Origin of the sequence: Vibrio sp. B172a, assembly GCF_030248355.1 — a bacterium.
Lineage (GTDB): Bacteria > Pseudomonadota > Gammaproteobacteria > Enterobacterales > Vibrionaceae > Vibrio > Vibrio owensii.
Map to the genome: position 1 here is coordinate 87,323 of NZ_JAHGAC010000027.1, position 21,752 is coordinate 109,074.

Genomic DNA, 21,752 nt, shown 5'->3' on the forward strand with positions numbered 1-21,752 from the left:
GTTTATCCCTCTTTAAGAAGTAAAGTGGGTAGATAAATCAGATTTTCATTGGTTTCTGGGACGTTCAATTTGGCTGGGCTAAAGCCATCAATCATGATGGTATAGCTGCCTGGTGCAACGCCCTCCACAACAAATCTACCTGATCGGTTAGTGAAAAAGTCATACGTTTTTTGTTGTCCAACTAACTGACCTTGGAAAAGTTTTAATGGTTTTTTAGGTCCGAGTTCAATTGTGCCAATAATGGTTTTCGACGCTGCTGAACCTATTTTAATTAGGTGACCAGTTTGTGACCCTGGCGTGATGTTGTACTCGTGGTCGCCAAAGTCATAGCCGACAGGAGCATCCGGTACGTTGATGTAAATGCTGGATAACTGATGCCCACCCGATAATTGAACGGCATTATTAATTGTAGAAGTTGAGATTGCTTCTGCAGGATCATCAGCGACCGCATTTATTTCTACGTCTGCATCTAACGAGTCATGAACCGCGACGATGGCCACTGGACCATTGATCGGACGTGACCAAGCTAAGTTACCATCAGCTAAGGTCAGTGCTGTACTGGCTCGTAAAGACGCCGTTTGATAGCTGTCCGCACTATCAAATTCTAGATGTGAGACTTTGGCATCGGTGATAAAGCGGTTAGCAACATAATTGCCCTCGACCGAATACGTTTGAGAGTCCGCATCGCCTTCTGCTGTAAGCGCATAACCATAACTGCCAGTGTAATCGTCGGATGGACGTTGGAATTGAGCTCGGTAGGTATCGGGCTCGTTTGAGTAGGAGACGTTCGCATTGTACTCGCCATCGATAGAATTCCAGTCCCAATCAGCAGAGAAGATGAAGCGAGTTTCATCAATGTTGTCATTGGGGTTTTCTTCTTTTTCTACACCAGCAGAGAGCGAGAGACTGAAAATCTGCCAAGCAATCTCGGAAGAAGCCAACCATTCAACCTCTTCTTCTTCAAAGTCACGATAATCTCCGCTCAATATTAGATTGAGATCATCCGTAATCGTGAACACATAATTTGAAAAAACGCGTAACCCTGTGCTTGGATCTGCAATCTGCCAAGGTAAGGCAAAATACTTATCTTGGTACTCAACACCAAGGCGGAAGTTAGGTGAGCCATAACTGTCCGTTCCCCATAATTGATGGGAATAATCCAAGCTGTAGATACTGCCTGTTTCGTCATTAGGATTGTTGTTTTGTGCAGAAGCTCGAACGCCTAAATTCCCCCAATCCGAGCCGATAGTCGCGATCACTCCGAGTTGTTGTCCCTCAGGATGATAAAGGCCATTTACACCAAGTGTTAACGTATCGCTGATACCATAGTCATAGTATCCAGATGTGATCCACTGCTCGTCATCGTATTTAAAGTTGTTGTCATCAATTGTCGACGCCAATCCTGAGTAAAAACCAAAGTCAGAAATGCCTTCACGCAGTAAACGGGAATTAAAAAATTGACTGTAAACGATGGTATCCGTTCTGCCTGATTGATAGCTAATGTCTAAGCGGACGTCATTCGTACCGGAAACGAGAGGCAAATCATCAAGTGTGTATCGACCTGGCGGCAATCTGATTTCAGTGAGAAAAATATCATTGATATAGATTTCGACATCGGCACTCTCATTTAGCACCAAAGGCTGTGTGCCACCATTTTGGATGTTTCGAGTTGGTTGCAAGTCTTGATACAAACGTTCAAATGCGACCCCGCCCATAGGGGTACTAGGAAGGTGCCCTGCGCTTGTTTGGGTGACATCACCAAAGGTTAGTCGCCAAGGAGTGCTAGGTTCATCAAAGAAAAGGCGAGCCTCACCGCGATACACATCAGAGTCAACATCGTTGCCGCCAGTGACAAAACCAGAGACATCGATGTTTGCGCCTCGAACGCCACCAATATTGGCTCGAACTAACCATTCTCCAAGCCAAGTTTGCGTATCTTCGGCGTTAGAATCGCTGAATAACGTGTAATCTGTGCTGGCGTTCAGTGTATTTTGCATTGTCCAGAAGGCACTTTCCGAATACTGGGCGGGCTCATATTTGCTGCCAAAAGACAGCAAAAACTCTGCCGCCGCAGATTCATCAATGACCAAGTTAATGCTTTGTTCGGAAGAGTCGAAAGTGGCATTGATGCCCATACGATCCAATTGCTCAACCGTAATGTACTCTCCAGAGAAGTCTCGTAGTGCGGTAAGTGTCTCACCATTTATCAGCTTCTCTACTGATTGAGCGAGTTGCTCTACGTTGATTGAGCCTACGGTCATGCCATCAGAATAGGCGTCTACTTCGCCGATAGTATTCTCACCCCAAGTAACGGGAAATGGGAACAACCAACTCTGTGCAATCGCCGTTTGCATGGCTGTGACTAAGGTGAGGCATAGAATGAGATTTTTCATAAAAACCTCATTAGTCTATTGTTTTAACAGAAACTTTTTTTGGTTGCCCTAAATCACTTGGCAAAGTGTATTTCACTGTCGTGCCTGGCATTAGGTAAGCGCTTGTTTTTTTGCTTAACACTTCCCAATCGACGGTTTTGTTTGCTTTGCCACCAGAGAAGTTAAATTCCATACCGTTCATGTTTAGTACACGTTTACCGTCGTTTCTGATCGAAACCTGATTGTTTTGGATGGTAGCGGTTGGAATCGACTTGCTAGATGCCGGAGAAACAAAGGCTAGGGTGGCAAACTCTAACAGCATAGAAATTGAACTGTCATCGTCATTTTCTTCGACTTGGTTTTCTAATTCGATTTGGGTAAAGACGATGCGGTAGGTGACAGTTTGTTTAATCGGACCTTTCGGCATGTGGCGAACACGGAAAGTTTGAGACTTTTGCCCTGCAATTTTGGCTTGAGGAGGAAGAATAAGAAATTCATCCTCAGATGGAGTCAATACCTCTTCGCCTGTAGAGAAATCAGCTTGGTAGACATTTACTTCTAGAAGAATTGGTTCTTCTTCTACATTGGTCACTTTGTACAAACCTTGTGAGTTCCGACCAACATCATCGAGTTCGAGATAGATCGGGCTCACTTCATATGCGAAAAGTAGAGAACTGAACAGTAAAGAAAATAGAAGAGTGGTGATCCTAGCCATAGATATTTCTCCCTAAAACAAACTTGGCTCGATAACCGAGCCAAGTTTTAATTGTCTATAAAGACATTGTCCATAAAGTGTCGTTCGGCTATGGCATTACTGGACCTGACGCAGCAAGGCTCACTTTGATACGACCTTTATATTTACCTGCTCGTGCAAAGCCTGAGTCTTCAGGTTTCACATAAATTGGATGTTTGTTGATTTTGTTCACCAAATGCTCGCCCACTGATGGGATTGGCGATGCCATTTGTTCCATACCATGGTGGTTTTTGGTGTTCGCAACCGTTTCTGAACCAATTTTTACTTTGTAGTTAATTTTCTCACCCATGTTGTGCTTGGTTACGCCGCGTAATTTGTAAGCGGTTACTGAGAAGTCCAGATCAGTACCGTAGTTACACCAAGCTCGTAGGTTACCTACTAGCACTTTCTTGTTATTGAAACCGTTGTCCCACGAATCAGAATGCACTTTGTTTGCTTTACGCAGAACGTTGTTCTTAACATCTTTCTTACCAATTCGTAGTAGACAGCGTTTTGGCACTCGACCTTCAATTCGAATGGTTTTTTGGTCAGTTTTACTCAGCGTTGTAAAGTCCACTGGGTTGTTAAACTGAACCGCAGAAGCGCCAAAAGAAAGTGAAGCGGCTGCTGCAGCTACTGCTGAAGCTAGAAGTAACTTTTTCATAACTCAATCCCTCGTTAGTAATGAATGCATATCGTTGCATCGCTCTACTAGCTTATGAGGGGAGGAGTCTCTCAACCTCACCGACAAAGGTGAGATGATGTTATTAGTTAGGGTGAAAAAGGGGTGAACTTGGTTCAACTCAATTTGATTTCACCCTGACTAATGTTGAATTAATCAATAATCCTTTTTAATTTCTTATAGTTAGCTTAGAACTGTTCTTTTGCCATTGCCATTAACTCGTAGCGAGAATGTACATCCAATTTATGCAATACGTTGGACGCATGCGTCTTGACGGTATTCACGCTCACATTTGAGTGCCGAGCTATCTGCGTATTGGAGAGGCCTTGGAGCATGAGTTTGCACACTTCACTCTCTCTTTTAGTGAGTAAGAATTTAGAGCTGAGCTCTTCAGCTGCGACGACTGGGTTTTCTGTGCCCTGCTGATAGTGATGAATGGCTTTATTTAAGATGTGACGTGGGAACCAAACATCACCATTCGCAACCGCGGAGACGGCTTTAGGTAAGAGTTCTAGCCCATGACAGATTTGGCCAGAGTAGCCTTTCTCAAGCCATTCTAGTGATGTTTGTGAACTAACGTTGACTGCTATCCATTTCTCATCTCTTTCATTCGGGGCGATACCGTAGCGTTTTGGACAAGGCATGGTCTGTACGTCGAATAAGACAATGGTGTTGATGGTGTCTTCATCTATTTGGGTGAAGCGATCGCTATTGACGAAATTGACATATGGAAAAGAAACTTTGATCAAGTCGCGAATCACCCTTGAGTATGAATTATCACGACTCAATAGGTGGACAACAAAATGCTGAGTACTGAATTCCATGGCAAATATTCCCTTAGGTCTAGATTTTAAAATTGTTATTAACCTAGTTCTCAACGCGTTGATGTATAAAGTATTTATTGAATAGACTGCAGTGCACGATTCATTTGTATTCATAATTTGTTGAGCATGAATGCGCTCATAAATCATGTGCACTTGTATTAGAAAAGATTAGTACCATATGACTAGAATACAAATGTCGAGAAGACAATCGGTTAGGGAAATTTGCAGAAATTCTTGAAAAAGATAAGTATGAAAAGGTATGAGACAAGTCACCCCAGAAGAACTGAAAAGTCAGTCTCTGGGGTGAAGTTAGGGTGAACTGGCATCAAACTGAGGAGTTACAAGTCTTCCTCCCACACCACTAAATCGCCTTTTGGCCAGTTGTGGCCGATCTCGTGGTATTTCTGCTCAAGCACATGACGCTTAATCTTCAAGGTTGGAGTTAACACGCCATTCTCGATGCTCCATGGGTCTTTGATCATCAATACCCCTTTGATCTGTTCGTGTGATTCTAGCTCTTGGTTCATCCGAGCGATCACTTTACGTGTGGTTCTTGCGTAACGCTCTTTGTCGAAGTTCGGGAAGTCATGTGGCACAACCAATAAGATTGGACCTGGTAGACCTAAACCGATCAAACACATCATCTCTACGCGACTGTATTCGAACAGTTTCTTTTCGATAGGCACAGGAGCGACGAACTTACCTTTCGATGTTTTGAAGGTGTCTTTCTTACGACCTTGAATGGTGAGGTAACCGTCGGCATCGATCGAGCCGATATCACCAGTATGCAGCCACCCATCCGCGTCAAACGACTCTTGGGTAGCAATGTCATTCTTGTAGTAGCCAGAGAACAAGCCTCCACCACGCACCATGATCTCATCATCGTCAGCGATTTTAAGTTCAATGCCAGGGCCTGCATTACCGACCGAGCCAATCTTATCTGCGCGGAACGGATAGTTCAGTGTGCTATAGGCGAAGGACTCTGTCATGCCCCATGCTTCGGTGATGTTCAAGCCAACGCTTCGATACCACTCCAACAATGCAGGTGAGACAGGTGCAGAGCCACAACCAAGGACTCGTGCTTGATCTAAGCCAAGGCCATCGGCAAGCTTTTTCTTGATCAAAGAATTGACGAAAGGAATCTTCAACAGAATGTTGAGCTTTTTCTGAGGAAGTTTGTCTTGGATACGTTGTTGGAACAACGTCCACAAGCGAGGTACAGAGATAAACAACGTCGGACGATGCATCTTCACATCTTCGATGAAGGTATCGAGCGATTCTGGGAACGCCGTCGTCACGCCACCCATGATGGATGAGCCGAAGATGTAGACACGCTCGGTGATGTGCGCAAGTGGTAAGTATGAGAACAATCGGTCGTTTTCTTGAATGCCGATATGGTTGATGAGTTGTTGAACTGACCAACTGAACGCACCATAGGTGAGCATCGCGCCTTTAGGTAGGCCGGACGTACCTGATGTGTAAACCAGAGACATCAGTTTGTCGTCGTAATGCTGTGGGCGTTCTTCACTCGGCTTAGCGTTAGCGATCAGCTCTTTAAACTGATGCTGGCAGTTTGGCGCGGTATCGTAAGGCAGTGCGATGCTAATGATATCTGGCATCGCGTCTATCACTTGTTGCGTTGCTGCAGGATCATCAAGCTTACCGCCGATTAGTGCTTTACTCTCACTGTGGGTGAGGCAGTACTCAATGGTATCGGCACCCGCTGTCGGGAAAATAGGCACACTAACGTAATCGCCAAGCATCATGGCTAAATCACAGATGAACCATTCTGCACAGTTTTTCGAGACTAAAGCCACTTTATCGCCCGGCTGTACACCGAGGTTACGTAAAGCGCTGACAAGCCTTAACGCTTGATCGGCAACTTCCGAATAAGTGAACTCAACGAACTGTCGGTTGATGATTTGTTTTAAGTAGACTTCATCTGGGCGTTCCGCTGCCCATTTGAGAATCATTTCATTTGGTGGTGGGAGAGCGCAAGTCTGCTCACTTAACTCGTTAGGCTGAATCATTCTCTAACTCCATGTTAATCGCAGGGTTTGTTGTTGTTAATGTAATGTTAACAATAGCATGGGTGAGGTTGTTTGGGGAAAGAAAAAGTAACAACTTGTTGTTAGGGATCACAGCTTATGACTTCAATGGGCTAAAGTACGGTTTAATTGATTATCAAAGTGTATCAATCACTCGCTTTTGATAGTGATGATAGAGACGCATGACTTTTTCTACGTATTTTCGAGTCTCTTCAATAGGCAGAGTTTGGGTGAGTCGAAAGTAAAGTTCGTCTTCTGTGAGTCGATTCATCTCTGAAGAAAATTGAGGCAGTGACTGAGTGTAAGATAGATAACGCATTAGGTTCGACAACCCACAGTTGTAAGCCGCAATGGCCAAAAGCATTTTGTTTTGTTCGGATCGCACCGAGTGTAAGTAATCGGTTTTGAGAATATGTAAGTAAGCCGCCCCTGTATCTATATTAAAGTTCGGCTCGAACAACTCATCACGTGAAATTTTTCTTCCGAAGTACAGCTTTTGAGAGACTTCCAACGCGCCGCCGTTTTGCATGACCTGCATTAAGCCAATGGCATCTTTGTGTGAGACTGCATTGGGGTTAAAGGCGCTTTCAGTATGAATAATGGCCAGCAGCAAGGCGGTTTCTATTTTCCATTGCGTAGCAGCTTCAGAAATCATGGGTAAATATTGTAAGGCGGCAGGAGAGGTGGGTTTGGTCACCTTATTGTAAGCTTTGGCTTTTGTCGGCTCGGTTGTGCCTCTTAGCTCCACCACTTGCGTTCCTGAATGTTGGGATGCGCTTGGCAATGTTTTCAGTTTGAGCTTTTTCTCTTGGAGAGAGTGACGGTTTTGCTGGTTGAGTGTTTGTTGATCGACCTTGGTCATTTTTGCATTGGCTTGAGGGTACACAGCCAGAGTCATCGAAGTCAGAATCCAGATGAGACCTTTCTGAGCAAGCGCGCGTTTGATTCGTTTGAAAGCCGCAGCCATAACCACTCCAGTGACTAAAAATGCTTGTGCCCTTTTCTCAGTTTATCGTGTAGCCACTGGTGATACTTACTGTAATCGGAATGAATGGGCCAGATCAAAGAGGCGTACAACTGCTTGCCAAACAAGGCAGTCTCACTTGGTGCTTTGGCCAATACATCACGATGCATGGAGTTATCAATCGTATGTTGTGGTAGGAACGCCATGCCTTTCTTCGCAATGCATAACTCCATGATGGTACTGATATCATCGAGTATCCACATATTATTTTTGGCGACATTAGACAAGTCGATCAAATCCTCACACCCGTCTAATAAGAGTAGGCGAGACTCGGTGGGTTTTCCTTGTTGAATAAGGTCATGATGTACCACCCAATTACAGTTGACGGTAAAAAGCTCATCAATATTAAAGTCGAGTTTCGTACGGTGGTAAGGATTACAGATGGCAATGTCGATTTGGTTGTTATTGATGTATTGGCCAAGGATTTGACTAGGTTTGGTGACGACAGTTAATTCTATTTCTGGAAAAGCTTCTGAGAACTCAATGAGGGCACTTTTGACTTCGTTGTTAAACACCAGAGAATCAATGCCAACTCGCATATGGTACAGATCCGTTCTCAAAAGGGATTCGGCGATTTGGCTCAGCTCGTTGTATTTGTTGATGATGGGCGTCGCCAGTTGATAAATCTTCTTTCCCCGTTCTGTTGGTTCGACTTGCTTATTGCTCCTGTCGATAAGTAAGTAACCTAACTCCTCTTCTAAGCTCTTCACCGCACCGCTCACCGTAGACTGAGACTTACCTAATTTTCTTGCTCCACTACTAAAAGAACCATGAGTGATCACGGCATGAAAAGAGATGAGATTGTCGAAGGGAAGTTTCATCGCGGTGCTTCCTCTGGTCTCTAGTCCATAAGTTTTAGCTTAATGGGTATGAAGAAGGTTGAATTAATAATCCAGTTAAATGTGATCTTTATCACACTTTAAATTTACGGTACAAAATCTTATTTTTACCACTAAAAGAAGAAGGGGGAGCGCTAATTGGCTGAACTGTAGATATAAATAATTTTTGCTACCCATTAAGGATAATCCCTAAGTGAAACGGCACGCTTGGCAGAATCGGTCTCACCGATATTGTTCATTTTTGAGACAGTGATCCGGTGTCTACGATAAAAGGGCTAAGCAATTAGCACTATCAACAAGGGACAAGGGATTAAATTATGTTGACTAAAGTTTATGTATCTATCGTGACTCGCCTACATGAGCTAAAAGGCGATGAAAGAGGCGTTACCGCTATTGAATATGGTTTGATTGCTATCGCGATGGCAGTGCTTTTGATTGCTGCGTTCGATGGTACTGGTGGTGATATCGTGCAACGTTTACGTCAAGCATTTGATGATATCGCATCAGAAATCAACACATTCAGAAATCAGCTCTAGTTTAATTTTTGTTCCTTTATTTTTGAGGAATCAATTTAGATTAAATTAGACCTTTATGTCTGTGTCAGGGCTCGCCTTAATTGCTTTATTTGGATCAAGCGTTGTCGTTTCTATTTCCGATATCCGAAAGCGGATAATAAGAAACTGGCATGTGCTTATCATCGCGTTTTTGTCTGCAATTCTTGGGTGGGAATATCTGACACAGGCAAACTTTCTCTACCTCATCGCCCTATGGGTCATACTGTTTTTAGTTTATTTCTCACGAGCGATAGGTGGCGGAGACGTAAAGTTAATCGCTGCTTTTTCACTTGCTTTGCCTCCATCTGACTATCTATTTGCTGTCGTACTTACAGTGGCATTTGGCGGGCTCTTATCCATTTTTTACCTAGTGAAAGACAGGCTCATTTTACGAATCGATAAAGAGAAGGAGAGGGGGGTACCCTACGGTTTAGCTATCTGCGTAGGATTTTGCTTCACCGCTTTCTCGAATATAGCTTAAGGGGGCAAGCTATGAGATATCGATTAGCCATGATCGTAGCTATATTTGCGTTGTTGGTTGGTGGGTTTGGTATTTATAACAACGCATTAAATCAGAATAAATCAGGGCAATCAGTTGTATCGCAACAAAAGGAATCTTCTCCGACACGAGAGGATGTTGTGTACGTTACAACATGGCGAGCGAATGGGGATCTTGCTCGCGGAGAGCCTATCTCGGTTGAGAGTGTCAAACGAGAACAACTTCCCATCAATATCGCTTTGGATGAAGGAATTAGTACCGACATTCAACTCGATTTCTCTCCATCTACCTTACTTAATACCAACATTGAGAAAGGACAGTTGGTGCTGCCAGAGCATCAAACATCAGAAAGTGATCCTGGGTACATTGACCTCCTCATCACAGAAGGAATGGAGCCTTATCCAATGTTGGTCAGTAGTGCCAATTTAGTGAAAGGTTATATCCGACCAGGAACGGTCGTGGATGTGTTGGCAATCAGTTCTCCCAATGAAAACCTCTCTTCAGAAAGGACGGGGAGCATTGAGTTCAATGGCTTAAAAGCGAACCTGCTTTTGCAAAACGTTAAGGTACTAAGTGTTAGTGATTTAGTAACAGAAGAGGATGCTAAGTTACAAGCTCGTTCTTCTACCGATGACGAACAGCATGTTCTAGTTGTTGTTGAGGTTGATCCTGCCGATATTGCGAGAATCTCCATTGCACAAAAAACCATGCATTTGGAAGTCTATCGCAGCCATAAATATGACAAGCCCATTTACGCTGAAGTTAGAAATGTTATCGACAATTATACGGGCGTATCTGAGCTAAGAGGTTCTTCTCGACAATCAAAACAGGGAGAAGAGCTGTGAAACATTATTTGTTTATTCAACGTTACTTAGGGACTTTATGGGGCGTACTGCTTCTAACAGTTGCAGGCTATTCATTTGCAGGAGACCGCTATATTACTGTCAATGATGGCCAACATATCGAAGTCAAAGAGCCTATTACCACTGTGTTTGTAAGCGACCCTGAGGTTGTCGATTACAACGTAATAAATGAAAACACGGTTGTGGTTTTTGCTAAAGGTGTGGGTCAAGCACGGTTCATCATCTATGGCGAATCGAAAAAAGTTTTACTTTCTGATCGCGTTATTGTCGATATCGATCTCTCTCTCGTTCGAAGACAACTCAAGCTTTTCTATCCTGAATTAAATATCAAAGTTGAATCTGTTGGGGAGCAAGTCGCGGTGAGCGGTGTGGTTGATTCAGAGGAACAGAGAGACGAGATTTATCGTTTGGTTGCGACGCTGTTAGGGCGTGACAAAATCGAAAAGTGGGATGAGCCACAAGTGCTCACTTTCACTAACGAAGCATATGATATTGACGAACCACAAAGCATGATCTTCCACCGCAATATGACGTGGGAAGGAATTATCGAAATGCTGGAGGTGGCGACCGTTCAGCAAGTCAACGTGAAAATCTCTGTCGCTCAAGTGACAGAAACCTTTGCTCAAACTGTGGGTGTTGATTGGTCCAGTGTCGGTGCTGACGTTGGTGAGTTTTTGTTCCAGCAATTTGATGCCGCAGATCTGACAACCTTAATCACCGCTTTGGGCAATGAAAATGTAGCCCAAGTGCTTGCCGAGCCAAACCTTACCGTTATTTCTGGTGAGTCTGCTAGCTTCTTGGTTGGTGGTGAAGTCCCTGTGATTGTTACCACCAACAATAACGTCAACATTACCTTTCGAGAGTTTGGTATCAAACTCGATCTAACCGCCAAAGTACTGCATGAAGAGAAAATACGCATGCAACTCATGCCTGAAGTGAGTGAGGTTGAACGGTATATCCGAGCGGCTGGTATTGAAGTACCTCAATTTGCAACAAGACGAGCATTGACCACTATCGAGCTAGGTGATGGGGATAGCTTTGTGCTTGGTGGTTTGATGAGTAGTTCTGATCTTGAGGAACTACAAAAAATTCCGTTGCTTGGCGATATACCAGTGCTTGGTGCCGCTTTCCGAAAATCATCAACTGACCGACGAAGAACGGAACTTATTATCGTAGCAACCGTGAATTTGGTGAAACCAATGAAGCGAAAAGACATTCAACTGCCTTACATGAATAAGACTTCTACTCTACGCCGTTGGCTGAAAATTTCGGAAGGAGAGGATGCCAATAGTGGGAATGATCCAACCATTAAGTTGCTATCACAAGGAGGGTTTATTCAATGAGTAAGCTATTAGTGATGCTCTTTTTGAGCGCGTTATTAACGGGATGTGCAGAACGTTTTCTTAATGGTAAAGGGGCTGAAATGCTTGTCTACCCGGAAACGCACGTCTATGAATTTACGGTTAAAACAAGCCAGCAGAGCGAAGAGAAACTTAACCAACTGTTTGATGCGGTAGAAGAGATTGATTCTGGAGCCTCTTACACCATTGAATACCGCAACGCTAAGTCGAAAAAGGTGCTTGATAGGGTATTAGCAAAAAGGCCGACATTACCATTAAGCGCAGAGCATTTCTCACTCAACAAAAGCTCTGCGATCGGCAGTGATATTAAAATGACCATTACTTATCACGACTTAGTCACTCAGACATGTCTTCCTTCTCAAATCGAGCAAGAAAACATGAGTCGTAACTGTTTCTCAGAAGTCGCGAGAAGTAAGCAAATCGCTCACAAAGAAAGAATCGTGGAGGGTTTGTAAATGTTTGACTTAGGAAAATCGCTCAAAGCGAACAAACCAAACCTTATTGATACTACCGATGGCCCAACGGGATGTGCATTGCTTTATCAATCCGAAGACTGCGCCTCTTTGGTCAGGGAAATGTTCCAGTTTGAAGGCTGGAATGAGCCAAAATGTATCAAGCAGTCTGCCGTATCATCGACTTTCTATTCCGAGCAAAGCGGCAATATTGTGATTTTAGAGCTCAACCAGTCAACCGATATCGTTGCTGATGCACAAGAATTTGCCAGTCACTTACCAACGCACAAAGGCATCATTGTCATTGGACAAGAAGATTCCATCTCCACCTTAAGAAAGCTCAAGGATATGGGGTTTTACTATCTCTTCTGGCCAATTAACAAACACGAGTTTGCTGATTTTGTGATGAATGTGCATCGTAATTTGCAAACCTACTCTGGTGTGAGCAAGCAGCGTAAAGCCAAGAGAGTCGCGGTGGTTGGCAGTAAAGGTGGGATTGGTACTTCACTGATCTCTACCGAGCTGAGCTCAAAACTTTCATCACAAGAGATCGATACGATCTTGGTCGATCATCAATACAACGATAGCAACATTGACGTCTTACTCGCACTGGAAGAGTTTCGTTCCAGAGCGATTGATGAATACTCCGTACCCATCCATGAGCTAGATACAGATGGCGCGATCAGCTATCTCACCAAGATCAGAAAAAACCTTCGTCTACTGGCTCTTAGAGGGGATCGAAGTCAAGAGGACATCCTCAGTTATAACCTCACGCTCTGCGAGTTGCTGAGCCGCAATACGAACTTCATCGTCGAAGACTTTTCAGGCAGCGTTGATTTCAAAGTTGACCCTCATATGTTGATTGAAAACTTTGATGTCGTCGTGGTGGTGTTTGAGCCATCAGTGTCCTCTGTACGAAATGCGAAAGCGTTTATCACACAACTAGAGAACAAGCAGATCTCCATGAGTAAGCGTGTTCGTATGATTACGCTGGCTAATCATCACCGACCAGAGAGTACCTTTGTTATTGATCAGGGAGACTTACAGAAATACTTGGGCTCGGAGGTGAATCTAAACATGCCTTATTGCCGATCTCTATCGCATTTGATTATCGAAGGAAAACGAGCTCACAAGCATGACAAAAATGTAAACACCACGATTGAAGAATTGACTCGCTTGATAAACGGACAGACTACCAATCGTTCGACTAGTTGGTTTGCAAGGATGGGGGCAGGATGAGTTCTAATAAAGATTTATACATCACATTCCGAACCCAGATCTTCGAAGCCTTGGATGTTGAGGCTATCCAAAGTTTGAGTCGTCAGGATCTAGAGGGGCAGATTCGTAATGCTGTTGATGTGTTAGCCAGCAATTTTGAGCGTCCTATTACCTCTATGATGAAATCGAGCTTAGTAAAAAGCATGCTCGATGAGTTGTTTGGATTAGGGCCGATTCAGTCATTGGTCGATGACCAAGCCATCACAGATATTATGGTGAACGGTGCCAATAATGTATTTTTTGAGAAGCACGGTAAGCTCGAAAAATCTGAAATCACGTTTGTCGATGAGGCTCAAGTTCTCAGCATTGCTAAGCAAATCGCAGCAAGAATTGGACGTCGTGTTGATGAGTTGTCACCAACGGTTGATGCCCGTTTGCAAGATGGTAGTCGTGTAAACATCGTTATTCCTCCTATCGCGTTAGATGGCACTTCAATTTCTATTCGTAAATTCCGTGAGCAAAACATTGGCCTAGAAGAGCTGGTGGAGTTCGGTTCGATGTCTATGGATATTGGTCGAGTCCTTTCCATCGCCTCTCGCTGCAGAATGAATATCCTGATCTCTGGTGGTACGGGCTCAGGTAAAACCACCTTGCTCAATGCGCTCTCTCAATACATCAGTGATGATGAACGTATTGTGACCATTGAGGATGCTGCTGAGCTTCGTTTACAACAACCGAATATTGTCCGTCTCGAGACTCGCGCAGAAAGTGTTGAGCACACGGGTTTGGTCACTCAACGTGATTTAGTAATTAATGCCCTTCGTATGCGCCCAGATCGAATCATCCTCGGTGAGTGTCGTGGCGCCGAAGCGTTTGAGATGCTTCAGGCAATGAATACGGGTCACGAAGGGTCGATGTCGACACTTCACGCGAACTCACCCCGCGATGCTATTTCACGTGTTGAATCTATGGTGATGATGGCGAACTTAAATCAGCCGTTAGATGCGATTCGACGAGCGATTGTGAGTGCAATTGAGCTTGTTGTGCAAGTGAGTCGACTTCGTGATGGCTCGAGAAAAATAACCAGTATCTCGGAAATCGTTGGCCTTGAGGGCGATAGTGTGGTGATGGAAGAGATTTTCCGTTTTCAATATGACGAAGTGGGGTACGGGGAGAGTGTTCGAGGTAAGTTCGTTACTGAAGGGATCATGCAGCGCTCGGAGTTAGTGAAAAAAGCACACTTCTATGGCCTCTACGATGAGTTGATGCTGTCGTTTAAGGGAGTGATGGAATAATGTTGTGGTTCTCTTTGCTTCTTTTCGGTGTTGCGTTGTTACTCTTTGTTAGTGATAAGAAGAGTAAGATCAATCAGTTTTTCCCTGAAGCGGAAGTGGAAGACGAGGCTGTAAGTGCTATTCGCTTTAGTTCTTTGATTGAGCAAAAAAGATGGCAGAGATTCAAGCATACGCTTTCTCCAACACTTCAAGTTCTTGGGCCTAGAGCAAACATCATTATTGCTATTTTTATTGGCTTATCTGCCTATCTCTCTTATTACGTCGTTTTTAAATTCCTATTCTTAGGCTCCTTCACGCTGGCCGCAATCATGTTTGTTTTGCTGCTATTTTGGGGCTATTTGATGCTGAAAAATCGTCGTAGAAAGAACTTCGAGCGAACTTTCCCTGATGCGTTGAACATTTTGATGAGTGCGGTTACTGCGGGTGAAAGTCTCATGCAGGCATTCAGCTTTGTTGGTGACAATATGGATGGAGAAGTTGGACGTGAGTTCAGGGAGATGGGTGAACGTTTGAAGCTGGGTGAAAATGCAGAGCAGGTTCTACTTCGTTCTTGTAAAGCTTTCCCATACCCAGAGTACATATTTTTTACTGTGACCATTCGAGCTAACTTAAATCGTGGTGGCCAATTAAAAGGCGTGTTAGCAAGACTCATTCGAATTCTTGTGGATGCAAGGACAATGGAAACGAAGAAAATGGCGATGACCGCGGAAGCGCGGATTTCAGCCAAAGTCGTTGCCGCAATCCCGCTTACTTTTGCGGTGATATTGAGCCAAGTGTCACCAGCCAATATCGACTACATCCTGCATGACCCTGAAGGTAATCTCATTCTTTACTACGTCGTCGGCAGTGAAGTGCTTGGTTTGTTGATCATTTGGCTATTGGTGAAGGGGGTGAAGTGATGACCTTTATGACCAGTATCGGCCTCATTTTTGTAGCACTCGTATTTCTCGTAGGGGAAATGTATCGCGACCACAAGAAAAACAAACGTCTTGACCGTTTTCTGATCGACAAAGAAGAGCGAAAAGTAAAAACCAAGTTCAATTCTTTCTTGGTTAAGTTTGGTAAAGAGCACCGCAAAGACTTAGAGCAAAAATTACAAAATGCGGGCTATTACAACAAGGATTTTGCTAAGTATTACTTCCCAATGAAGATCGCCATTATCGCCGTTGCTTTCTTCCTTATCATGTTAATGGATACGACTCAGGGCAATAAAGTTGCATATTTTGTGCTGGCTGTTGTGGGCGCGATTATTGTGCCTGATGCGGTGTTGGCTCTTCGTAAGAAATGGGTGGTGAGAAAGATTTCACGCAACCTACCATACCTTCTCGACATGATGTCCGTATGCGTTCAAACCGGTATGACGATTGAAGCATCCTTTGCCTATTTGGCAAAAGAGTTGCAAACGTTCGATGCAGATTTGTGTTACCAGATTAAAAAAACCTCTGAATCAGGGAAAGTTCATGGGATAGAAAAAGCACTTCATGACTTATCAGAGCGGCTTCCTGCGCCTGAAGTATCAAGCTTTGTCCTGACGATCATTCAGAACATCCACTATGGTACATCTGTCGCGAATATTCTCAGTGATTTAGCAGAGGATATGCGTCGCATTCAACTTCTTACTATTGAAGAGAAAATGGGAAAATTGTCCGCCAAAATGAGTGTGCCTCTCATTCTTCTCATCATGTTCCCTATCGTAATTCTTATCCTCGCACCGGGCATTATGCAGCTCGAATGGAATGTTGGAGGAAGCTAAATGAAAACAATAACTCTGGTCCTCGCGTCGTTAACTGTTGTCTTGTCCGGTTGTACTTCGAATCAAGCCAGCGAAGAAAATATGGTTGCGAATATGGAGCGTGTTGATAACCACGATGGTTTGATTGCGCACTACAAAGACAACTTAAAAGAAGCGCCTGAAAGCGAAGAGATTACACAGCAACTTGCCAAGGTGTACTTCGATAAAGGGGACTTAGAATCGGCAAAGTTTTATGCCGACCATTTGCTTGATAGCGGTGTAAGAAATTGGCAATTGCTTCAGCTCAGAGGCCAGATTCACAATAAAGAGGGCGAAGATAAATTAGCGGTGAATCGTTATCTGCGCTCCATAGAGCTTGGCAACTCTAGCGCGGACATCTACGTGATGCTCGGGGTTTCGTATTGCATGCTCGACCAATTTGAACAAGCGAAAGGAGCGTTCAACAAAGCCCGTCTTAAAGGCTACAACGATGTTGTCATTAAGAACAATTTGGCAGTGGTGGATTTAGCGCAGAGCAATTATATGGAAGTCGTGACTTTGCTAGCTCCTGTTTACAGAGAGAATCCGAGCAATGAAAAAGTCAAAGCTAATCTCGCCATCGCGCTATTTAAACTTGGGGATGTTCATCAAGCCAGAGCGGTACTTGAGGGCTCGTTTACTGATGCTCAAATGATGGAAATATCAAGGACGCTCTACCAGTAAGTAGGTAATTGATATGAAGTACGGACATTCAAAATGCCAAGGGGTGACAAGTGTAGAATTTGCGTTGGGATCGCTTGTTCTTATCATCACAACGTTGATGATATTCGAAATGGGGTTCCGCATTTATGTGACCAACATGGTTGAGTATGCACTTCGTGAAACGGTTCGAAATACCACGGTTTTCGAGGGGCAAAGCTCATACGATCAGTACAACCAAACGCTCAATACTGCGATGGAGGAGCCTGATCGACTGTGGGGTTTTTTAACGCCAGCGGAGAACTTCCAGCTCTCAGGGAAATACTACTTAACATATGCCGATCTGATCTCTGACGTGAGTTTCGATGACGACCAAATGGCACAAAGTGGGATAGGGTACGCTGTTGCAGAAATTACGCTCACGTACAACTACACGCCGGTTTTAAATCTGTTTGGTTCAGACCCAACGGCAATCACACGAAGTACCATGTTGAATTTAGAGCATGAAGGGTGGGAGGAAGAGTAATGAAAACTCCAAACTTTCGTCGCCGTCAAACAGGGGCTTTTGCTATTGAATTAGCTTTTGTACTAGTCGGGCTAATCATGATTTTCTATTTCATGACTGACCTTAGCCATAAGTTACTAGTACGTGCTGATTTGGACAGAACCAGTTTTTCACTCGCCAATATCTTAAAAGAGCGAACTCGTTATTACGATGAACGCTTTGAGTTAAATGCGAATGATGCCAGTGATATGACAACACTCGCAGCTCGATTAATGAACACGACAGCCAACAGTGTGGCGATAAAAATAGAAGCCTTACACGATCGTGCTGTTTTAAATGAGTTCACGAGTGATGAATACACTAATTTGAGTTGTAATGCGCCAAGTATCACCACCAGAAGTGATCTTGCGCCCGTCGAAAACGGCAATATTTTCTCTTTATATCAAGTCACGCTCTGTGAAGAGAATGACTCTTGGTTTGCGCAGGTTTGGGGAGACTCGAGTTCACCGACAATCACCATCACTTCCAGTTCTGTTGTGATAGGGAGGTAAGTATGAAAGGCCCTAAAACACAATATTCTAGCCCACGAAAAAACCAAGGCGTTGCAGCGATTTGGTTTGCTCTTTCTTTGATTCCTGTTGTTGGGATGACGTATTTCTCTGTCGAAGGGACGAGATATATTCAAGAAACCAGTCGACTGAGAGACTCTGCGCAAGCGGCTGCTTTGGCTGTCACAATTGATGATAAATCACACCAAGCTGACGCTTTAGCGACTCTATACGTTAACGCCTATGTTCGTGATGCTACCCATGTCGATATCACGACGGTCAGAACCTATGAAGAGCCAACAGAAGCAAACGACAATACGGAGAAAATCCAGTATTCAGTACAAGCGGTGACGACACATAATTCATGGTTTTCCAATAATTTTATTCCGTCGTTTGAATCTACTGAAAACCTAGCTGGTGAAGCTATTGCAGCAAAATATCCATTCTACTTAGGCGACAAAATCATTGATTTGGTTTTGGTAACCGATTTCTCAGGATCGATGAACAACAACTGGCAAGGACAAGTCAAAATCGATTTGTTGAAGGACGCGGTAGAGGAAATTGCTGACCGGATTTTGGTTCCTAGAGAGGGAGATACGGAAGTACTCAATCGAATAGCCGTCATTCCATTTAATCTTCGTGTACAAGAGAAGATCAACGATAACTTATACGCGACGAGTCAATTGCGATACAAAGATGATTATCAAAGTAGTGTGTCGCCCATCAAATATGAGCAGGTGAACTGGTCGTATTGGTCTCCTTATTCCGAGACTTATGTTGAAAACTGCGCGGCAGATGTGACGAACTGTCCAAACCAATTAAATTGGGAAAGCAATCACGCTAAACGTGTGTCTCACGTGGTGAATTTCAACAATAACCGCTTAGAGATTCCGGAGTACATTGGTTACACCAAGTCGGTTAATCATATGTTCGACAACAAGGTTTCTAATCCAAGTTTCAACTTCCATTTCCGTTCCAATAACAATTCTTTGTACAACGGTAGCATGACGATGACGGGGAACAACGGTTTCTTCACGATTCCTCTAACGGCTGATAAGACACAGCTTGAGAAAGTGCAAACCATGAACTCAGGTGGTAACACTGCCGCCTACCAAGGCATGCTGCGTGGCTTGCAAATCATGGAAGGTGGACGACCAAATGGCAATGATGCCGAAGAGACTCAACAGTACAACGATCGCCTCAAAATGCTGATTGTGATCAGTGATGGGATGGAGTTTCCTTATACACAAATCCTTCCGGGATTAGTCAATCAAGGTATGTGCGATAAGGCGCGTGAACACTTCCAAACTGAGAATGGCAATTTGTACATTGGCGTCATTGGGGTGAACTTCAGTGCATCTTCGCAAAGTGGTTTCCAAGATTGTGTGTTGAATCCGGATGAAGACATCATCGATGTAACAGAGACGGAAGATTTTATTAAGAAAATCGAAGAGCTAATTAAGAAAGGATCTCGTGGTAATGGTGTATCGAGACTATATGGGTGATAGATATGACCAAAGCAATACTAATAACAGGGATGCTGGTGGCAGGTTTCACGACCGTTAGTGCGAATGCCAGTGAAGTCAGTTCAAAAGTGACCGAATACTGCGGGACGTCTTATTATGAATACTCGCACTCCATTCAGGTTGGCGAGGTGACGGGGGTGGCATCGCATCGTGATGGCTATTTGCAAGTAACGGATGTGAGTAATGACCCCGCACTGAAGTGGGCGCTGATGAAGAACTCATCGTTGCTCACCAACCCGAATGATTGCCTGACGTATATCTCGAATTTGGGTATCGCGCAATTCAGTGGTGAAGTCACGGATAAGGGTAAATTGATTGCACGGGTCCACTTCGCGTTCGATCGTTTTAACCTCACACCGCTCGCGAGAGATGTCTTGAGCAGTGTTGCTCGTCAGCTTGCTCAAACGGACTATCAAGTCACCGTGGAAGGGCATACTGACTGGATAGGCACCAAAGCCTATAACCAAACCTTGGGTCATAATCGAGCCAAAAGCACTGCTCGTGAACTGCACTATTACGGGGTGAGCGAACAGAAAACCACGCTTAAATCCTTTGGGGAATCTGAACCGATAGCAACCAACAATACCTCGTCGGGTCGTTCTAAAAACCGTAGAGCAGATGTTTACATTCCAGCGGATGAACAGGAAAAACCACCAGCAACGGAATAGGTATTAACTACTGGCTCGATGGAACTAAAAACGCCCGCTTCCAATTGGAAGCGGGCGTTGTATGTTTGTCTTTGTCTTAGCGATTCGCTTACATCATGCCAGTCACAATGCCTGCCGCGACAAAGAACACAATCATCCAAAGTACCGACAAGTTAAGTTTCTTATGTAAGTAGAAGCCAGCGATCACAAGAGCGATGTCAATTGGGGCAACGACAGCGCTGCTGAATACCGGTTGGTAAAGTGCAGCTAGTAGCAAACCAACGACCGATGCGTTTACACCGTTGATCGCGCCTGACACTGCAGGTTTACCAGCCAGCGCTTGCCAGTTCTTTAGCACGCCAAGCAGCAATAAAAAGCCCGGTAAGAACACACCTAAGGTTGCGATTAGCGCGCCTAGGATAGGTGCATCAGACAGCTCGTAACCAATGTAAGTCGCGAAGGTAAACATCGGTCCCGGTACCGCCTGCGCTGCGGCGTAGCCCGTTAGGAACGCGTCTTGGCTTAGTTGATCGCCAACGATGTTTTGCAATAGCGGAAGTACCACGTGACCGCCACCGAACACTAAGCTACCCGCTTGGAAGAAGTCGCTAAACAATCCAAGCATTGGCAAGGTGTGAGCCACAAACGGCAAACCAACTAGAAGTACTGCGAACAGTGCCAATGGTGCAACGGTTGGTTTAAAAGGTTCGGCAGGCGCTGCGGATTCTTTCTTAAGATATTGAGTGCCAATCAAGCCCGCTACTACAAGCACCAGCATTTGAGTTGCGATACTCGGTGCAACCAATAGCGCAATCGCGGTTGCCACACACAAGCCGGCAGTTAGTTTGCTTTGACAGAAGTTTTTGTACATTCCCCAAGTCGCATCCGCCACCACAACGACCGCAAGCAACTTCAAGCCGTGAACAATGTTTTGGAACAGCGCCGTATCGGTGATCTGGCTGCTTACCATCGCAAGCGCCAACATGATGATCACGGAAGGCAGCGTGAAGCCAAGAAACGCCATGCATGCGCCGCCTAAGCCTCCGCGTTTATAACCCAGAGCAAAGCCAACTTGGCTAGAACCAGGGCCCGGTAAGAATTGGCTCAAAGCCACGATCTGTGCGTATTCGCTGTCATCAATCCATTTGAGCTTTTCAACGAACGTTTGGCGGAAGTAACCGATGTGCGCCGCAGGGCCACCGAAACTGATCCAACCAAGCCAAAAAAAGGTTTTAAAAATGGTAAACATGTTGAGCCTGTTAAATCTCCAATAAAACTGCATCTACTGTAAGAAATGTACTAAGATGACTCAAATTAATAGTTTTAATTTC

22 protein-coding genes are annotated in these 21,752 nt (G+C 44.3%); 14 read left to right on the forward strand and 8 right to left on the reverse strand.

The genetic code is table 11. The features are described 5' to 3' along the window. Nucleotides 1-2 precede the first annotated feature (2 nt). The 7 genes from KIT90_RS21695 to KIT90_RS21725 all read right to left on the reverse strand — a co-directional run bounded on the left by KIT90_RS21695 (nucleotide 3) and on the right by KIT90_RS21725 (nucleotide 8,504). Nucleotides 3-2,393: a fimbria/pilus outer membrane usher protein gene (locus KIT90_RS21695; protein WP_285378659.1), complete on the reverse strand. Its 2,391-nt coding sequence runs from the start codon at nucleotides 2,391-2,393 to the stop codon at nucleotides 3-5. Between the two features lie 10 nt (nucleotides 2,394-2,403). Then, complete coding sequence (locus KIT90_RS21700) at nucleotides 2,404-3,087, reverse strand: molecular chaperone (protein ID WP_285378662.1); 684 nt, start codon at nucleotides 3,085-3,087, stop codon at nucleotides 2,404-2,406. 88 nt (nucleotides 3,088-3,175) lie between these two features. After that, the gene (locus KIT90_RS21705; protein ID WP_042603848.1) at nucleotides 3,176-3,769 is read right to left on the reverse strand and encodes a hypothetical protein; all 594 of its coding nucleotides are present in this window, start codon (nucleotides 3,767-3,769) and stop codon (nucleotides 3,176-3,178) included. A 206-nt stretch (nucleotides 3,770-3,975) separates the two neighbouring features. Next, complete coding sequence (locus tag KIT90_RS21710) at nucleotides 3,976-4,611, reverse strand: response regulator transcription factor (protein WP_285378664.1); 636 nt, start codon at nucleotides 4,609-4,611, stop codon at nucleotides 3,976-3,978. A gap of 338 nt (nucleotides 4,612-4,949) precedes the next feature. After that, entirely contained in the window at nucleotides 4,950-6,641 is a 1,692-nt protein-coding gene (locus tag KIT90_RS21715; RefSeq protein WP_285378666.1) for an AMP-binding protein, read from the reverse strand. A 154-nt stretch (nucleotides 6,642-6,795) separates the two neighbouring features. After that, nucleotides 6,796-7,626, reverse strand: a complete 831-nt coding sequence (locus tag KIT90_RS21720) for a transglycosylase SLT domain-containing protein (RefSeq protein WP_285378668.1) — start codon at nucleotides 7,624-7,626, stop codon at nucleotides 6,796-6,798. A 14-nt stretch (nucleotides 7,627-7,640) separates the two neighbouring features. After that, the gene (locus KIT90_RS21725; RefSeq protein ID WP_020193913.1) at nucleotides 7,641-8,504 is read right to left on the reverse strand and encodes a LysR family transcriptional regulator; all 864 of its coding nucleotides are present in this window, start codon (nucleotides 8,502-8,504) and stop codon (nucleotides 7,641-7,643) included. A 335-nt stretch (nucleotides 8,505-8,839) separates the two neighbouring features. Here KIT90_RS21725 and KIT90_RS21730 point away from each other — a divergent pair, with 335 nt between their 5' ends. From KIT90_RS21730 to KIT90_RS21790, 14 genes are read left to right on the forward strand one after another with little or no spacing between them, the layout of a single operon-like run. Then, on the forward strand, nucleotides 8,840-9,058 hold the full coding sequence (locus tag KIT90_RS21730) for a Flp family type IVb pilin (RefSeq protein WP_045414506.1): 219 nt from the start codon (nucleotides 8,840-8,842) through the stop codon (nucleotides 9,056-9,058). Nucleotides 9,059-9,113: 55 nt separating this feature from the next. Beyond that, nucleotides 9,114-9,557, forward strand: coding sequence for a prepilin peptidase (locus KIT90_RS27955; RefSeq protein ID WP_045414505.1), 444 nt, complete (start codon nucleotides 9,114-9,116; stop codon nucleotides 9,555-9,557). An 11-nt stretch (nucleotides 9,558-9,568) separates the two neighbouring features. Beyond that, complete coding sequence (cpaB, locus tag KIT90_RS21735; RefSeq protein ID WP_041058779.1) at nucleotides 9,569-10,420, forward strand: Flp pilus assembly protein CpaB; 852 nt, start codon at nucleotides 9,569-9,571, stop codon at nucleotides 10,418-10,420. Nucleotides 10,421-10,467: 47 nt separating this feature from the next. Beyond that, the gene (locus KIT90_RS21740; protein ID WP_244662572.1) at nucleotides 10,468-11,781 is read left to right on the forward strand and encodes a type II and III secretion system protein family protein; all 1,314 of its coding nucleotides are present in this window, start codon (nucleotides 10,468-10,470) and stop codon (nucleotides 11,779-11,781) included. Continuing rightward, on the forward strand, nucleotides 11,778-12,254 hold the full coding sequence (locus KIT90_RS21745) for a hypothetical protein (protein ID WP_285378670.1): 477 nt from the start codon (nucleotides 11,778-11,780) through the stop codon (nucleotides 12,252-12,254). The genes KIT90_RS21740 and KIT90_RS21745 overlap by 4 nt, the downstream gene beginning before the upstream one ends. Then, nucleotides 12,255-13,490 (forward strand): chromosome partitioning protein ParA, encoded by a 1,236-nt coding sequence (locus KIT90_RS21750; protein WP_285378672.1) that lies wholly within the window; start codon nucleotides 12,255-12,257, stop codon nucleotides 13,488-13,490. Continuing rightward, complete coding sequence (locus tag KIT90_RS21755; RefSeq protein ID WP_041058784.1) at nucleotides 13,487-14,764, forward strand: CpaF family protein; 1,278 nt, start codon at nucleotides 13,487-13,489, stop codon at nucleotides 14,762-14,764. The genes KIT90_RS21750 and KIT90_RS21755 overlap by 4 nt, the downstream gene beginning before the upstream one ends. Beyond that, entirely contained in the window at nucleotides 14,764-15,663 is a 900-nt protein-coding gene (locus KIT90_RS21760; RefSeq protein WP_041058786.1) for a type II secretion system F family protein, read from the forward strand. The genes KIT90_RS21755 and KIT90_RS21760 overlap by 1 nt, the downstream gene beginning before the upstream one ends. Continuing rightward, nucleotides 15,663-16,517, forward strand: coding sequence for a type II secretion system F family protein (locus KIT90_RS21765; RefSeq protein WP_041058789.1), 855 nt, complete (start codon nucleotides 15,663-15,665; stop codon nucleotides 16,515-16,517). The genes KIT90_RS21760 and KIT90_RS21765 overlap by 1 nt, the downstream gene beginning before the upstream one ends. Next, nucleotides 16,518-17,219 (forward strand): lipopolysaccharide assembly protein LapB, encoded by a 702-nt coding sequence (locus tag KIT90_RS21770; RefSeq protein WP_285378676.1) that lies wholly within the window; start codon nucleotides 16,518-16,520, stop codon nucleotides 17,217-17,219. Between the two features lie 13 nt (nucleotides 17,220-17,232). Then, nucleotides 17,233-17,721 (forward strand): TadE/TadG family type IV pilus assembly protein, encoded by a 489-nt coding sequence (locus KIT90_RS21775; protein ID WP_041058795.1) that lies wholly within the window; start codon nucleotides 17,233-17,235, stop codon nucleotides 17,719-17,721. Further along, nucleotides 17,721-18,251 carry a tight adherence pilus pseudopilin TadF gene (gene tadF, locus KIT90_RS21780; protein ID WP_041058798.1) on the forward strand — a complete coding sequence of 177 codons (531 nt, stop codon included), beginning with the start codon at nucleotides 17,721-17,723 and terminating at the stop codon, nucleotides 18,249-18,251. The genes KIT90_RS21775 and tadF overlap by 1 nt, the downstream gene beginning before the upstream one ends. A 2-nt stretch (nucleotides 18,252-18,253) precedes the next feature. Further along, a complete protein-coding gene (locus KIT90_RS21785) occupies nucleotides 18,254-19,753 on the forward strand; it encodes a TadE/TadG family type IV pilus assembly protein (RefSeq protein ID WP_045414500.1) in 1,500 nt (499 codons plus the stop codon). 5 nt (nucleotides 19,754-19,758) lie between these two features. Further along, nucleotides 19,759-20,442, forward strand: coding sequence for an OmpA family protein (locus KIT90_RS21790; protein ID WP_285378680.1), 684 nt, complete (start codon nucleotides 19,759-19,761; stop codon nucleotides 20,440-20,442). Nucleotides 20,443-20,530: 88 nt separating this feature from the next. On the opposite strand, the gene chrA is transcribed toward KIT90_RS21790, so the two are convergent. Continuing rightward, a complete protein-coding gene (gene chrA / locus KIT90_RS21795) occupies nucleotides 20,531-21,670 on the reverse strand; it encodes a chromate efflux transporter (protein WP_285378682.1) in 1,140 nt (379 codons plus the stop codon). Between the last annotated feature and the right edge of the window lie 82 nt (nucleotides 21,671-21,752).

Coding starts and splice junctions, on each gene's coding strand:
- KIT90_RS21730 (WP_045414506.1), top strand. CDS start 8,840: ATGTTGACTAAAGTTTATGTATCTATCGTGACTCGCCTACATGAGCTA.
- KIT90_RS21770 (WP_285378676.1), top strand. CDS start 16,518: ATGAAAACAATAACTCTGGTCCTCGCGTCGTTAACTGTTGTCTTGTCC.
- KIT90_RS21765 (WP_041058789.1), top strand. CDS start 15,663: ATGACCTTTATGACCAGTATCGGCCTCATTTTTGTAGCACTCGTATTT.
- KIT90_RS21790 (WP_285378680.1), top strand. CDS start 19,759: ATGACCAAAGCAATACTAATAACAGGGATGCTGGTGGCAGGTTTCACG.
- KIT90_RS21755 (WP_041058784.1), top strand. CDS start 13,487: ATGAGTTCTAATAAAGATTTATACATCACATTCCGAACCCAGATCTTC.
- tadF (WP_041058798.1), top strand. CDS start 17,721: ATGAAAACTCCAAACTTTCGTCGCCGTCAAACAGGGGCTTTTGCTATT.
- KIT90_RS21785 (WP_045414500.1), top strand. CDS start 18,254: ATGAAAGGCCCTAAAACACAATATTCTAGCCCACGAAAAAACCAAGGC.
- KIT90_RS21775 (WP_041058795.1), top strand. CDS start 17,233: ATGAAGTACGGACATTCAAAATGCCAAGGGGTGACAAGTGTAGAATTT.
- KIT90_RS21715 (WP_285378666.1), bottom strand. CDS start 6,641: ATGATTCAGCCTAACGAGTTAAGTGAGCAGACTTGCGCTCTCCCACCA.
- KIT90_RS21695 (WP_285378659.1), bottom strand. CDS start 2,393: ATGAAAAATCTCATTCTATGCCTCACCTTAGTCACAGCCATGCAAACG.
- chrA (WP_285378682.1), bottom strand. CDS start 21,670: ATGTTTACCATTTTTAAAACCTTTTTTTGGCTTGGTTGGATCAGTTTC.
- KIT90_RS21760 (WP_041058786.1), top strand. CDS start 14,764: ATGTTGTGGTTCTCTTTGCTTCTTTTCGGTGTTGCGTTGTTACTCTTT.
- KIT90_RS21710 (WP_285378664.1), bottom strand. CDS start 4,611: ATGGAATTCAGTACTCAGCATTTTGTTGTCCACCTATTGAGTCGTGAT.
- KIT90_RS21745 (WP_285378670.1), top strand. CDS start 11,778: ATGAGTAAGCTATTAGTGATGCTCTTTTTGAGCGCGTTATTAACGGGA.
- KIT90_RS21705 (WP_042603848.1), bottom strand. CDS start 3,769: ATGAAAAAGTTACTTCTAGCTTCAGCAGTAGCTGCAGCAGCCGCTTCA.
- KIT90_RS21750 (WP_285378672.1), top strand. CDS start 12,255: ATGTTTGACTTAGGAAAATCGCTCAAAGCGAACAAACCAAACCTTATT.
- KIT90_RS21720 (WP_285378668.1), bottom strand. CDS start 7,626: ATGGCTGCGGCTTTCAAACGAATCAAACGCGCGCTTGCTCAGAAAGGT.
- KIT90_RS27955 (WP_045414505.1), top strand. CDS start 9,114: ATGTCTGTGTCAGGGCTCGCCTTAATTGCTTTATTTGGATCAAGCGTT.
- KIT90_RS21700 (WP_285378662.1), bottom strand. CDS start 3,087: ATGGCTAGGATCACCACTCTTCTATTTTCTTTACTGTTCAGTTCTCTA.
- KIT90_RS21725 (WP_020193913.1), bottom strand. CDS start 8,504: ATGAAACTTCCCTTCGACAATCTCATCTCTTTTCATGCCGTGATCACT.
- cpaB (WP_041058779.1), top strand. CDS start 9,569: ATGAGATATCGATTAGCCATGATCGTAGCTATATTTGCGTTGTTGGTT.